We start from the raw sequence: 13,610 nt of genomic DNA on the forward strand, positions 1-13,610 counted from the left end.
GGTAGCTCAGTCGGTAGAGCAGAAGACTGAAAATCTTCGTGTCGGCAGTTCAATCCTGTCCCTGGGCACATCTCTTTTTCCGATAAGCCCAGAACTTTCCCTCCCGCACTCACAGAAATGATCCCTGACAGAAACGTTCCCTCACCGTAATGATTTCTTACAGAAACAATCCGTGCTCCTGTCAAAAGCAAACACATGCTCCACATTTTCTGGCACCTTCTCTCATCTCGGGCTACACTAAGGGGCTATGCCATACCTATCTGACATAAAAGTATTACTTCAAAATATCGATGCCAACCAACCTGCATATCTTCTTATCGCCTCGCATCCTATCCGCATTGAACTCCTCGAAAGGGAGCTGCTTTCTTTCCTTAGCCTTACGCAAGAAAATGCTTCTCATTTCTTTGGTGACAGCATCGATGACAAAGGCATTCTTGGTCTTTGCGAGGAGCTTCACTCAAATGACCTCTTTACCCCTCAAAGGCTTATACGGCTCACGAATGCTCATAAGTTAAAAACATCCGCGCTCGATATTTTCCTGAAAAGCGAAGTCCCCGTTCCACCATCTAATATTTTACTCCTGCATGCCTCTCAACTGAAATCGAATAGTAGATTACGTAAGCATTTCGCCAAGAAGAATGCGCTGATAGAACTCCCAGAAATGAAAGAAGCCATGTTAGGTCAGTGGGCTATTGAACATGCCAAGTCCATTGGAATGAAGATTGGGAAGGATGTCGCCCAGCTCGCGGTCAGCATATCGGAAGAATCTCCTGATGGAATCAACCAAATCCTGCATCAGCTCCAGCTCTATTGCGAGCAGGGAAAAGCTCCAACAGTTTCGGACCTCTCAGAGCTGTTTCACTACCATCCAGATCCAAATGAATTTCAATTACTCGAAAAAGTGCTAACAAAGCCTCCACAAGAAGCTGAAGATAACTTGCGAGACCTGCTTGATGCCGGTAAAAACGCATTCTCTCTCTTAAATTTGATGGGAAAGTCTGCGAGCCGACTACTACTCATTCGCGCGCTGATCAATAAGGGAATACAACAATCAAAAATTGCATCCATCATAGGGGCTCCGCCATGGCTTGTTAAGAAAGAGATACAACTTCTTCAGAGAGCGAACATGTCGCGACTCCGCGCTTTTCATAAAGCTCTTATCACTGCCGATGCACAATTGAAGGGAAAGTCGCTTGGAATGGAAGCAGTTTTTTCGCAACTGCTAAGGGGAGGGCGATGATTCATTCCCAAAGAGCTTACTCCAACAAAAAGCCGATACTGAGAATTCTCTTGTTAGGCGCTCTTAGTCTCTCACTCTTGACTACACTGCAAATCGACTCCTTTTCTCTGAAACCTCGTAATGCCTTGGCAAATAGCGGGAAAGATGAACGATCTGCTATTGATGAAATGGCATTCCGTGGCTGGGGATTCATCGCTCATCACCTGCATGAACGAGGCATGTCTCATCGAACGCTTTCCAAAATTTTTCTTGATAAACGAGTGCCTCAATTCACTTTTGTTCCATTTGCCGTTGTCCCAAAAGAATCAGAGCGGCTCTACACACAGTTCTTAGAGCCCGAGAGAATACAGCGGGCACAGAGTTACTTGAAGAAATACACCTCTTTTTTTCATTCAGCGAATCATCAGTTTCAAATCCCTCCGGAAGTGATTGCTGCCATCATTCTAATTGAGACGGATCTTGGAAACTTTACGGGAAATCACTCAATCCTTCCTCAACTCGCTCGCCTTGCTAATGCAGCTACGCCGTCTAACATCTTAAAAAACTATGAGCGTCTCGTTACTGATGGAGAGGCGGTCACTTTTCAACAAGTGCAAGAAAGAGCAAGCTATCTCTTAAGGCTTTTTCTTCCAGAAGTTGAAGCAACAGTCAGAATAGCTCGAAATAAAAAGTCAGACCCACTAAAAATAAAGGGCTCATATGCAGGTGCCTTCGGTTATGCGCAGTTTTTGCCGACATCATTCGAGCGATTTGCCATTGATGGAAACCAAGATGGCATCGTCTCTCTTTTTCAACATCCAGATGCGATTATCTCGGTAGCACGATTTCTCTCCCATCATCAGACCACCATGAAGGAAGATGCGCTGAGACAAGCAGTTCGAAGATACAACAACAGTGTGCCCTACGTAGAGGCAGTCCTTGCCGTCAGCAAAGAGCTAGGACTCAGGATCGAGCCTTCAGAAAAAGACTCAGACCCACCTGCAAACGAAGTAAAAGACGGTTCAGGGGTATAAACCCACCTCTTTCGCTTGACGATTCCCATAAAGAGGGCGAACGTATATTATCAACTGTTGAATGATAGGAAGAGGGAGCACTTTCGTGGCTGAAAAATATCGCGTTCTCGTAGTGGAAGATGATGATGATGGTAGAGAGGCCCTGTGCGCGATCTTGGAGGCCCTCGGATACGAAACCCTAGCATTCGCCTCTGGGCCAGATACTCTTGCGGGCATTGCCGACGAGCACGTCGACATCGCGCTCCTTGATATCATGATGCCGGTAATGAACGGATATGAGCTCTTGGAAGAGCTTAAAAAGCTCGAGATGTTTGAAGATCTCCCTGTCCTTATGGTTACAGCGAAAGACCAAGATGGTGAGATTCTTGAGGGATATCAACACGGCGCAGACTACTACATAACAAAACCTTATACCGCAAAACAGATTGAATACGGGCTTAAGCTATTCCTTGAGTAATCCAATTTTCTGAGAGCCTTTTCATTGATTGTATCAACCAAAACTTTCACACCACATGCTTGCCAGGGGCTCATCGTTTTGGAAGGTGTTAATGGTGCTGGCAAGTCAACACTTCAAGAGAAAATTAAAAATCACTTCAGTGCGACACATAAAGTCGTCACTTCCTTTGAACCAGGTGGAACACCTCTCGGACAATCGCTCAGGAAACTGCTTCTTGAAAAACAAAGCATGTCTATTAGCCCACTCGCTGAGGCACTTCTCTTCTCTGCCGACAGAGCGGAGCATGTCCGCTCACTGATCAGGCCTCAACTCATGTCTGGCAGCTTAGTCCTCCTTGACCGCTACTACTACTCTACCGTTGCCTTTCAAGGATATGGCCATGAACTCCCCATTGAGCCACTCTTACAACTCAGTGAAATTGCAATCCAGGGACAGCGGCCTGACCTCGTTCTTCTCATCGATCTCCCACCAGAGGAAGGCCTTCGCAGAAACGCTGATAAAGAAGAAGAGGACAAATTCGAAGATGAGGAGCTAGAGTTTCACGAGCGCTTACGAATGGGATTCTTGGAGCTTGCTGAGAGGCTACCAGAACCTTTTGCCATTCTTGATGGAATGAAATCATCAGAAGAGATTTTCGCTGAGGCAAAGGAACTTGTACAAAAGGTAGTTGATTCGACTATTTCAATTCCCTGAGAGAATGGGTATTTATCTCAAAGAAACTTCACGAATACATTTGGATACGGTACGGTAAGAGTGATAGCATAATCTTTACTCTTCTTTGTGAATCATCGTGTAATGAAAAAATCGATAAACGAAGACCCTATCGCTCACGATCCTGCTACGTCTATTATCGGTCATAGCGCTACTATTGCTGGACTCCATAAGACCATTGCATCCGAACGTATTCATCACACACTTCTTTTTACTGGCCCCAGCGGTGTCGGGAAAAAGCGGGTGGCAAAGAGTCTTGCTATGACATTCATGTGCCTCCAATACCACCAAGATGGCTCTCGTCAGATTCCGTCATTCGGAGGGTGTACGATGTGTCATCACTGCAAGCTTATGCATGCTGGCAATCTTCCTGATCTCATTACAGTTGCATGCGACGATAAGAGTGCTGCATCCACCGAATCAGTAAGAGAACTTCTCAACTCTCTCAGACTGCGCCCATTTGCTGGCACTTATCGTTTCCTGATTTTTGATGATGCGCATTTACTACAGGGGGCTGCTGCAAATGCCCTCCTTAAGTCACTAGAAGAACCACGCCCTGGGACTTTTTTCATTCTCCTCACTGACAAACCTCATCTTATGCTGAGAACTATCCATTCTCGCGCACAGCGATGGGGATTTCACCACCTTACGAATGAGGAACTCGCAAAAGTACTTCAGGCGAATGGGGAGGAAGTACGTGCGCGCTGCGTTGAGTTAGCCTCTGGCTCGATATCCTCCTACTCCCTGATCAAAGAGCAAGGAGAGGAGCTAACAGCTCTCCACGATGAACTAAAAGCTATTGCAATGGGAGATCATGCAGCAGCACTCAGGTTAGGAAGCACATTTGCCCAAGATCGTGAAAACCTGAAAGAAAAGATTGCATGTCTTCATCTCCTTGCACGTTCCGAAATGCTTCAGACCCGACAACTGTGCTGGGCAAATTTTATTTATGAGCTTGGGGAGTTTGAATACTATCTGCTCAAACGAAACTTTGCCCCTCTCTATCTCTTCCAAAACCTCTTCCTCCATCTTGCTGAATCATTTCAAGATCAGTTTATTCTCGAGCAAGACGGTCTGCTCGAAAGTCTAATACCAAGTTGAGCACTATGAACAAAGAACGCATTGAGCTGATTGATTCACATGCCCATTTGGACGGGAAAGATTTCGCGAATGATCTTGAAGAAGTTATTGAGCGTGCTCAAAAGGCGGACATCTCCACGATTATCAACATTGGGGCAACGGATGGATTTCTCGGTGCTGAACGCTCTCTAAAGCTCGCGGAGCAGTATGATATGATTTGGTGCACAGTCGGCATTCATCCCCACGATGCACGACAACCGTCAGATCTTGCTCGACTCAGAGAACTCGCTCAACATCCGAAAGTTCGAGCGATAGGAGAAACAGGTCTCGATTTTTTTAAAGAATGGAGTCCAAAGGAGGATCAGTACCGATGGTTTCGACTTCAAGTAGAGCTAGCGCATGAATTACAGCTTCCGATTATAATTCATTCTCGTGATGCTGCTGAGGAATGTCTTACCGTTCTTACAGAGATGGAAGCTGAGAGAGTCGGAGGGGTATTTCACTGTTTCGCCGAAAGTGCAGACTTTGCCGCACGATTGCATAAATGTAACTTCATGGTCTCCTTTCCGGGGATACTCACATTCCCGAAAGCGTTTGCGATTCACGAGGCTGCAACGCAAATACCCCTTGAACAAATTATGCTCGAAACCGATTCACCATACTTGGCGCCCGTTCCTTTTCGAGGGAAACGGTGCGAAAGTGCTTACGTGCGGCATACGGCTCAGCACCTGGCTACGCTTAAAAATGAATCCTTGGAGACTATCGCTCAAATCACGACGAAAAATGCAAGGCGTTTTTATAAGTTACCTGAGGTTAACAAGCAATGAAAACGAATAGATATGAACTCACCCTCTTTAATCATGGATTCCTTTCACTTGATGGAGGAGCGATGTTTGGCTCTGTGCCTCGCCCGCTCTGGGAGAGAAAAGCACATCCAGACGAGAAACATCGGATTACACTAGCAACGCGCTCCCTCCTTATTCGGAACCAAGAGATATGCGCGCTGGTCGATGTTGGATGTGGCAATAAATGGTCGGAAAAAGAAAAAAATATATTCAACTTTCAACCAACACCCCTCTTAGACCGGTCCTTTCAAGTTGAAGAAGTCACCGACCTCATCATTACGCATCTTCATTTTGATCATGCAGGAGGTCTCACACACCGCGACACCGATGGAAACCTTCAACTCTCTTATCCAAACGCAAAAGTTTGGCTGCAGAAAGAGAATTATCAAGAGGCGATTAACCCAAATATTCGTGAACGGGCAAGCTATCTTCAAGAGCATGTCTCTCTGCTACAGAATGCTGACCTGCGTCTTACTGACGGAGTACAAGAAATTTTACCAGATATCTGGGTGCATCAATCCAATGGACACACTCAAGGACTTCAATATATCGAAATACGTGGCGGTGATGTTCCCGTTCTCTATCCTTCAGACCTTATTCCAACGGCACACCATCTCCCTCTCCCGTATCACATGGGATACGATATGTGCGCAAAAACACTTCTTGATGAAAAAATGCCCTTCTTGGAGAAGGCTATTCAAGAGCAAGCCCTCGTGGTCTTCGAACACGATCCGGAGACAGCCGTTGCAACCATCGGAAAGAACGAAAAGGGTCAATACTGCGTAGCTTCTCGGCAGACAGAACGGGAATTCTCTGGGGAAACAGCATAGTTAGGCACTCCCTATGACCTGAATTTGGCGGTACTCCCCCCCTATTTGTCGCTCAGAACACAGATCAAACGTCAGGTTTGCTCTCTCGTTGCCGTCGTATATACTATTTGACAGAATTGTATTTACTGAAGAGGCGCAATGAACGCACTATCTCCAAAAGCTGAAGAGTCTGGTTTCTTCCATACCCGTCTTGATAGCGCTATCGGATGGTTTAGAAAGTATTCCCTCTTTCCATACCCGTTTGTGACAGCCTGTTGCGGCATGGAGTACATGGCCGTCAGCTGTGCTCACTATGACACGGATAGATTTGGTGCTGCTCTGCCTCGATTTACACCACGACAGTCAGATCTGTTAATGGTGGTGGGAACAATCACTCATAAAATTGCCCCAGTACTTGTTCGGGTATACGAACAAATGGCCGAACCGAAGTATGTGGTAGCCTTTGGTGCTTGTGCTTCATCTGGTGGCTTCTATGACAATTACACCACCGTTGCCGGAATTGATAAGATTATTCCTGTAGATCTCTATATTCCAGGCTGCCCGCCCAGACCCGAAACCGTTTTAGATGGACTCATGGTGCTTCAGAAGAAGATTCATACCGATCGACAACCCATCATCCGAAGTCATGGAGGAAAGCAACCTCATCCAGAGCTTCCAAAGCTTTTAGGGGATGAGATTGATACCAGACTTACAGAACCTGTGTAAGCAACAGGACCTGCACACTTCTGGTCAAATACAATAAAGCTTGAATCTCAGCTCTACAGACCAGTGGTCTTGGTAGTTCCCCTTTATTCCTACCCACTCGAGATCAATGAAAACAGGGTATGTAGCACTTCAAATAAGATAAGCAAAATGATGATAATCTCCAGCATCTCAGAACGCTTCGTGCTAATAGTCTCAAGTTGTAGCCGACTTACTTCAGAGGAGAGCTCGAGCATCTTTTCGACACTCTCGATACGATCTTCAAAATCAAAGTTCTCCATGAGACGTCGATAGATTCGATCAAGCATTTCATTATCCCAGACCACGTCTGGATCTCTTAAAAGGGAAAGTTGAATAATTAATCTATGACGTAATCGAAGTACTCGTTGTAAGTGACTAATAATCTGCTTCCGATTTGACCAAGAGGAGGCTCTTTTCTGAAGCCCACTCGTCATCGCCTCAGAACCAGTCAGCATTATATCTACTTCACGCTCGACAAGTGAAAGGGCACATGAACGCGCAAGCACCTGTCCAAGAACATGGATAAATTCGATATCCCATTCAGGAATGCTAAGCGAGTGAAAAGCAACTTGTGGTTCAGCAACTCCGCGCTGAATCGTAAATTCATCCTCCTCCCAAGATCCTTCAAGGGCAGTAATTTTTTCGCATATTGAACTTATAGTTGAGCGATATTCTTCCTCAGTGAATCCGATGAATACTAATCCACGGAAACGGAAAATGAGAACTCTCTTTTCCCTGCCCAGTGTCACCTGCAAGAAGTTCGCTTCAATTCTTTCACACTCAGCCCAGGGGAGCATTGCTAGTATATCATCGAAAATAATTTCACTCGAAAATGCAATTGCTCTGGCTATACATAGCGACTCTTTATTCATCTCATTATCTGAGGCAATCATGACACATCCTGCTTTAAAAGACTGATAAGCGCACAATATTAGGATGTCAGATTTAATGAGGTATCGTTGGAGAGTCAAGCAATATGCCGATGTTCAGCCTCAGATCCACCCTGCTCACCCAAGCAATCTTCGGCACGACCCCCTTTTCCTCGTACCTGGGAGGCTGCGTCATGAATAGCGGCAATCAGAGTTTCTGGTCGAGCTGGTTTCTTTAAAATAACTGACACTCCAAGATCGCGCACTTGATTGAGCCGAGCACTATCCACACATCCAGTAAGGGCAATGATTTCGATCTCCTTAAAATTCGAGACACTGGCCTTAACAGCTTCTATTCCTCCATTTGGCATCTGAATGTCAGTTACAACAACTTCTGGACTCCAAAAGACGAGTAGCTCTTTCAATTCCTTAACCGTAGAGGTCGCGTAAACCTCCAAAGAGAACCGCCTGAGTAATGTTGCAAGGCTCCTGCTCGCATCTGCATCATCATCAACAAGAATAACTCGTACCTTCCTCTCTCCTTCTGACTCCAGCTTTTGAACCTTCAATGATAGCTCAGCCTCTCTCTCCTCTTGCGACCGGAGTGCACTCGACATGACATCACTGTGCGCGCTACTCGCTTGGAATACCATCGAGAATTTTGAACCTCGTCCAAACTGGGAGGATACCCGTATCTGTCCTTTATTCTGTTCCACCAAAAGTTGCGTAAGAACCAGTCCCAGCCCAATACCGTCCGTAGCACAAGCATCAAGGCGTGAAAAAGGCACAAAAAGTTCCCTCATACGCTCCTCTGGAATTCCCTGTCCAGAGTCCACAACATCAATTTGAACCTGATTCCCGCTATTAAATGAACGAATGGTTACGCCTCCCTGGTGAGTATATTTTAATCCGTTACTCACCAGATTCATCAGAATACGCTTTATCTGCTTACGATCTCCTTCAATGATTGGAGTTCCGACTATTTTGCTGTCGAGCATTAATCCCTTACTCTCGGCACTCAAAGCAAACTCAGATACCACTTCATGTACTATGTCTGAGATCACGATAGACTCTACTTTCCTAGCAACATATCCATTTTTGACTTTAGTAAATTCGAGAAGCTCTTCAACTATATCACGTAGACTTCTACAGTTTGCACGAGCTACTTTAAGAAAGTTTTCATTTTTCGGACTGACTCCTTCAAGAAAGAACAGATCTAATATTGCCTGAATATTATTCAGCGGAGTCCGAATATCATGAGAAACATGAGCAAAGAACTTCTCTTGCTGCAATCTTTCCTCTTCTCCTCTTGTCTGAACCGCAGACACAACAAAGAACTCTCGTAATGCCCTGGCAGCATGCTGTGCTACTTCAACAAGGATATCATGCTCTCTTGGAAGAGGTGCCATGTCGGAACGATATCCGAGGAGGACGGTCAGTATTGGCACATCACAAGCGTTCGTTTGGTTGCCATCAGGCGCCATTGATTGATACGTGAAGACAAAAGAGCCGTTCCCTATCCATCTCTGTGCTTCAGGATATTCGTCATTTGAAATTTCTCGCGTTTGCAAGGGAGGCAACTTTTCCTGTAGCTCTTTAATAATCCAGCGAGACGGTACGTAAACTCTCGATGCTTGCTCTTGAAAGTAATGGATCTTCGCTGAAGACTCCTCACAGTACACTACAACTGAGTCTGCTCGAGTTACATGCTTTAATCGCTCAGGCAAACCGCTTAAGGCTGATATGCCTTGGACTCGAAGTTCTTGAAATATATCATCAAAATACATAGCCAAACGAGAGAACTCTTCTCCTAGAATCCTGTCTGATTCAACCTGCCAAAGCCTACTTTTTAGGTCTTCTAAAAGCCTCTCCTCCCTTGGAAGCGATCGATTTTGCTTATAGAGAATACGCGCTACTCTTTGCAGAACCTCTCTTGTACGCCCCTCCCTCACCAATAGATAAATGACAACTCCTGTAAGAAGGACGAGAGTTGTCAGGGTAATCAACTGTACCTGTGCAACGAACACCAGAGATACGATGAGAATCAATACAAAACTCGGTATATACATCATGCTGCCTCGGAAAAAGAAGAATCAGTACCGATTGCTCTTCTGACATGGGCGCACAATATTCTTGGATCTTCTGTCTTTCTTAAAAATCCTACCGCACCTCTTTGAATTGCCTCAATTTCATTCTCAATCTCTTCATCTGAGGAGAGCATGAAAATTGAGATGTGCTCACTCAATTGTAATTGTTGAACCTCAGAAACAAACTGCATCCCATTCATTTCTGGCATGTGAAGATCACAGAGAATGACTCTCGGGAGAATGGAGCTCTGCCTAAGCTCTTGGAGTGCATCCCTCGCCGAATCTCTCCTGTGTACAGAAAATCCCTCCCGCAACAAAAATCGCTCTACAACGGAACCAAAGACATTATTATCATCAATAATTAATACAGAAGTGGAAAATTGAGTGGCCAATAAAGAGTCCTGTTGAATCGACTCTTTTTTCATTTTTGCTTCCTCTTTTTCCAGAGCAGTTGATACGCTTTCTTGCTCTTGCTCTGTCCAGCTGATGGTATACCGAGTCAAGCAATCATCTACATGTACTACATATTCTCGACTTGTTGGCAGTCTTGCAAAATTTGATAGCAACAAGAGCAACGCCGGCGAAACAGCCTTATGAATTGTACCCGAGCCAACTCTTCCATTCGGTAGTTCAAAAACATAAGAAAGACCACGTGAAGCCATCTGAATATCGAGAACACCGGAGCCATAACTCTTTGCCCTTGCGACTAATTCATTTACAATCTCTAAGGCGAGTTGCTGCTTCGCTTCCTCTCTACTTCGTTCTTCTTCAGCCTTGAGTTCATCTACTCGTTGCTTACTTTTATGCAAAGCATCAGCAATTTCAGTCCACGGTGCCAAAAAAAGCTCAAAGTGCTCCACGTCCCCAAAAAACTCTGGAACACGACTTGGATCAGAGCAAATTACACCTCGAAAAACTGCATCTCGATATATCGCTATAAACCCTTCTTGCTCCATATATTCGAGAGGATATTCAGCCGGAATGTGCTCCGCTTCTGTATAGATTACACGCGGCGCGACTTGTAAACCCCATTTCCGAGCAAGCTTTTCAAGTAAAGCCCTTTCATTTTCTTCAGTGCACTCAGCTACTATTGTAAGCAGATCTCTTCTGTCGGAAGTAATGTCCATAACTTGCTCAAGAAGGGCTGGCCCTAGGTGCTTTCTCAACATGACAGCAAGCCCTCTATACCGAGACTTCTGGCGCCAACGTAAAAACCACTTCATAAACGAACATCTCCTCTCAAAGCCACTATCTTGAAAGCCGATGCCTCCTGCGGAACCTCAATCGATACAGACGGTAAAGATAAGTCACCAATCGGCCATGCTACACGAAGCCCAAGCAAAACTGCATGACTCATAAATTTCATTTCATTTGTTTCGGCCGCATCCGAAGAAATCCGATACACTCGCGGCAGAGCAAACACAGAACGATTGTTTTCAGCTACATCAGTAGCTCTTGCATACAAAAGCGTCACAAGACTAAGACACGACTGTGCTGTTGTGCTGCCCTGGCCGACATATCGCTCACAGGAAAGATCCGTGACCCCGAGCAGTTCACCAGTGTCTTTCTGAATAGACAAAACGACATAGCCCATCTCAATTGAAAAATCAGACATCTCATCTTCTTCTCCTTGAGATACTACAAGTTCATCTGTCATTGAGCTCAATACTTCTTGCCGATGAGACTCAAGGCGTGAATAGTCAACAATAATCTCACTTGAGGTCCCTAGATGAACAAGTTGCAGAGGACGCACCGACTCTTCATGGATAAAGCGATCTACTATCTGCTCTGCATAATGAAATTCACGATACCGCTCTCCTGCAATCACAGCTCCACTAATGATAAGAAATAAAACGAGCGCACTCATGGCCAATTCAAGCAGCGCCATTCCATCATCTGGATGACCTCGTCCCCATGTAGACAGGCTTTGAAACACTCGAGTCATCATCTCGCAATAACCCCACTTCTTCTATTCATCGCAATCAATGATAGCAGCTCATCGGATACTGTCTCTGAATTGCCAGTGCCGATGAAACGAAATGTCAGTCGTTCCTGCACATCCTCAGGAAGCTGACTCAAAACGCTATCGGCTAGTACCTGTACTGCATCAATACCAGTACTAAATTGATCTGCGGTTCCCGAAAGCCCCTCGTGGAAAAATGTTATATAGAAAAGGTGAAAATTAAGGTCCTCATAGGTAGCGACAAGATTTCCAATATCATGAAATACACTTGTCAATGAAGCTGAGACCTCGTCAGAAATCATACCCGTTGTATGATTCATGAAACGTTCTCCCTGACTCCATGGCAGGTCTCCCCCGAACACAATGGCTTGTCTTACTGCCTTGCCTCGCACTCCTCCACGAGATTCCGCATCATCAAGAGCCAGCAAACTTAAACTCATCGCGCGAATCACCTCTGGCGTATCGGCCGATGCATGCGCTCGCACCGCTTGAGACCACAGCAAGACTTCCCCTGATATCTCCTGAAAAAACGGATTAACTTCCCATCCAGCGGCGGGATCGATCAGGTACTCCCCACTTGATGATGCTCTCCATAATCCAACGAACGACTCATGGGCGAGTGGCACCTGAAAAGACTCACGTATGACTTCTTGCTCACTCGCTGCTGCACAGTCCTCATTTCTAACAAATGGAGCGCTCCAGTGTTGAAATTGATTTGGATTTGGATGTGTTCCAGGGATTAACGTCAAAGATACCGGCTGAAGAATATCAAGAAAACCACCGCTGCCAGACGGATAGGCACTTAGTCCTACCATGTTATCTCTAAAGCTCGAGACGTATTGATACAGGCGAATAGCATTACGCTTAGCGGTACGTAGTGGGCGAGAAAAGCATTGCTGCGATGCCACTAAAGGATTAACCATTTCTGCTATGTGATCGCCGTTAAGATCGTGTGCAAAGTTAAGAATTCCTTGTCCAAACAAACTAGCTGGAACCTCAGTGTCGGGACTCCAGCCTAGGGGATCGTCAATAGAAGGGGCCATATAAGAGGATGTATCAACCGCTATATGGATATTGAAGGGATTGGTACGAATCTGTGACTCGGCTACAAGCTGAATAGCAAGATTAGAGGCAATCAGATTGGCAAAAAACGGCGTAAAAGGACGTTCATATCGAAGGGTGATGATATCCGACACCTGTTCATCAGGATGATATACGAGGGTTGATACCCCCTGCTGCAATAAGGACTTATCTTCGATGAAAGAATCAAAAGCTGCCTGAGCTTCTGGCACATACGGCAAGAATCTCTGCACATGCAATCCTGCCTGGTCAAGTAAGGTTTGTGCACGCCTTTTCTCATGAAAAAACATCGCCACATCCAGACCTAAGCTAAGTGTAAAAAAAAGAAAAGGTATAACAATAGCCGATATAAACAAGAGGACACTTCCTCTCTGATGCTGCTTCATCAAATGCACCTTCTTGATGCTTGTATCGTTGTCTCGGCTCATACTACTTCACGAACTCCTCAGTTGAGAGCTTTAGGATTTGAATTAAGGGGGATGTCATAAAGAATATCACCAGACCGGCAAACGTAATAACAAGCGGTATGGTTGCTTTCACTGGAAGCTTTGCAATTTGCTCATCGACTGTTTCTTGGTAATACAGTTGAGTCGAGTCGCTCAACTCTCGAAGAGGCTGAACGAGCTCACCGCCTTGGTTTTGAGCGACGGAAAGATGAATAAATGAGTGCCGCAGCGCAGGACTCTCAATGTCTATAGCCACCTGCGAAAGA

14 protein-coding genes and 1 tRNA gene are annotated in these 13,610 nt (G+C 45.4%); 9 read left to right on the forward strand and 6 right to left on the reverse strand.

Annotated elements, in window-relative coordinates; translation table 11 throughout:
* From EBR25_10045 to EBR25_10085, 9 genes are all read left to right on the forward strand, one after another.
* A tRNA-Phe gene (locus EBR25_10045) sits at window positions 1–68 on the forward strand.
* A gap of 179 nt (window positions 69–247) precedes the next feature.
* The gene (gene holA / locus EBR25_10050; protein NBW41322.1) at window positions 248–1,240 is read left to right on the forward strand and encodes a DNA polymerase III subunit delta; all 993 of its coding nucleotides are present in this window, start codon (window positions 248–250) and stop codon (window positions 1,238–1,240) included.
* Complete coding sequence (locus tag EBR25_10055; protein ID NBW41323.1) at window positions 1,237–2,253, forward strand: hypothetical protein; 1,017 nt, start codon at window positions 1,237–1,239, stop codon at window positions 2,251–2,253. Before holA ends, EBR25_10055 begins: the two co-directional genes overlap by 4 nt.
* Before the next feature lie 61 nt (window positions 2,254–2,314).
* A complete protein-coding gene (locus EBR25_10060) occupies window positions 2,315–2,710 on the forward strand; it encodes a response regulator (GenBank protein NBW41324.1) in 396 nt (131 codons plus the stop codon).
* Between the two features lie 9 nt (window positions 2,711–2,719).
* Window positions 2,720–3,403, forward strand: a complete 684-nt coding sequence (gene tmk / locus EBR25_10065; GenBank protein NBW41325.1) for a dTMP kinase — start codon at window positions 2,720–2,722, stop codon at window positions 3,401–3,403.
* Between the two features lie 87 nt (window positions 3,404–3,490).
* Window positions 3,491–4,522: a hypothetical protein gene (locus tag EBR25_10070; GenBank protein NBW41326.1), complete on the forward strand. Its 1,032-nt coding sequence runs from the start codon at window positions 3,491–3,493 to the stop codon at window positions 4,520–4,522.
* 5 nt (window positions 4,523–4,527) lie between these two features.
* On the forward strand, window positions 4,528–5,328 hold the full coding sequence (locus EBR25_10075; GenBank protein ID NBW41327.1) for a TatD family deoxyribonuclease: 801 nt from the start codon (window positions 4,528–4,530) through the stop codon (window positions 5,326–5,328).
* The gene (locus tag EBR25_10080) at window positions 5,325–6,176 is read left to right on the forward strand and encodes an MBL fold metallo-hydrolase (GenBank protein ID NBW41328.1); all 852 of its coding nucleotides are present in this window, start codon (window positions 5,325–5,327) and stop codon (window positions 6,174–6,176) included. Before EBR25_10075 ends, EBR25_10080 begins: the two co-directional genes overlap by 4 nt.
* A gap of 138 nt (window positions 6,177–6,314) precedes the next feature.
* Window positions 6,315–6,881 (forward strand): NADH-quinone oxidoreductase subunit B, encoded by a 567-nt coding sequence (locus EBR25_10085; GenBank protein NBW41329.1) that lies wholly within the window; start codon window positions 6,315–6,317, stop codon window positions 6,879–6,881.
* Between the two features lie 89 nt (window positions 6,882–6,970).
* Here the strand turns inward: EBR25_10085 and EBR25_10090 are convergent, their stop codons facing one another.
* The 6 genes from EBR25_10090 to EBR25_10115 form a co-directional block, all read right to left on the reverse strand.
* Window positions 6,971–7,792 carry an RMD1 family protein gene (locus EBR25_10090; GenBank protein NBW41330.1) on the reverse strand — a complete coding sequence of 274 codons (822 nt, stop codon included), beginning with the start codon at window positions 7,790–7,792 and terminating at the stop codon, window positions 6,971–6,973.
* A gap of 74 nt (window positions 7,793–7,866) precedes the next feature.
* Window positions 7,867–9,840 carry a hybrid sensor histidine kinase/response regulator gene (locus EBR25_10095; GenBank protein ID NBW41331.1) on the reverse strand — a complete coding sequence of 658 codons (1,974 nt, stop codon included), beginning with the start codon at window positions 9,838–9,840 and terminating at the stop codon, window positions 7,867–7,869.
* On the reverse strand, window positions 9,837–11,078 hold the full coding sequence (locus EBR25_10100; protein ID NBW41332.1) for a response regulator: 1,242 nt from the start codon (window positions 11,076–11,078) through the stop codon (window positions 9,837–9,839). Before EBR25_10100 ends, EBR25_10095 begins: the two co-directional genes overlap by 4 nt.
* Window positions 11,075–11,803 (reverse strand): hypothetical protein, encoded by a 729-nt coding sequence (locus tag EBR25_10105; GenBank protein ID NBW41333.1) that lies wholly within the window; start codon window positions 11,801–11,803, stop codon window positions 11,075–11,077. Before EBR25_10105 ends, EBR25_10100 begins: the two co-directional genes overlap by 4 nt.
* Window positions 11,800–13,326, reverse strand: a complete 1,527-nt coding sequence (locus tag EBR25_10110; protein ID NBW41334.1) for a hypothetical protein — start codon at window positions 13,324–13,326, stop codon at window positions 11,800–11,802. Before EBR25_10110 ends, EBR25_10105 begins: the two co-directional genes overlap by 4 nt.
* A gap of 1 nt (window position 13,327) precedes the next feature.
* On the reverse strand, window positions 13,328–13,600 hold the full coding sequence (locus tag EBR25_10115) for a hypothetical protein (protein ID NBW41335.1): 273 nt from the start codon (window positions 13,598–13,600) through the stop codon (window positions 13,328–13,330).
* Window positions 13,601–13,610 lie beyond the last annotated feature (10 nt).

It is taken from the genome of bacterium (genome assembly GCA_009926305.1).
GTDB lineage: Bacteria > Bdellovibrionota_C > UBA2361 > UBA2361 > RFPC01 > RFPC01.

Coding starts and splice junctions, on each gene's coding strand:
- EBR25_10075 (NBW41327.1), top strand. CDS start 4,528: ATGAACAAAGAACGCATTGAGCTGATTGATTCACATGCCCATTTGGAC.
- EBR25_10095 (NBW41331.1), bottom strand. CDS start 9,840: ATGATGTATATACCGAGTTTTGTATTGATTCTCATCGTATCTCTGGTG.
- EBR25_10060 (NBW41324.1), top strand. CDS start 2,315: ATGATAGGAAGAGGGAGCACTTTCGTGGCTGAAAAATATCGCGTTCTC.
- EBR25_10105 (NBW41333.1), bottom strand. CDS start 11,803: ATGATGACTCGAGTGTTTCAAAGCCTGTCTACATGGGGACGAGGTCAT.
- EBR25_10110 (NBW41334.1), bottom strand. CDS start 13,326: ATGAGCCGAGACAACGATACAAGCATCAAGAAGGTGCATTTGATGAAG.
- holA (NBW41322.1), top strand. CDS start 248: ATGCCATACCTATCTGACATAAAAGTATTACTTCAAAATATCGATGCC.
- EBR25_10085 (NBW41329.1), top strand. CDS start 6,315: ATGAACGCACTATCTCCAAAAGCTGAAGAGTCTGGTTTCTTCCATACC.
- EBR25_10080 (NBW41328.1), top strand. CDS start 5,325: ATGAAAACGAATAGATATGAACTCACCCTCTTTAATCATGGATTCCTT.
- EBR25_10055 (NBW41323.1), top strand. CDS start 1,237: ATGATTCATTCCCAAAGAGCTTACTCCAACAAAAAGCCGATACTGAGA.
- EBR25_10100 (NBW41332.1), bottom strand. CDS start 11,078: ATGAAGTGGTTTTTACGTTGGCGCCAGAAGTCTCGGTATAGAGGGCTT.
- EBR25_10090 (NBW41330.1), bottom strand. CDS start 7,792: ATGATTGCCTCAGATAATGAGATGAATAAAGAGTCGCTATGTATAGCC.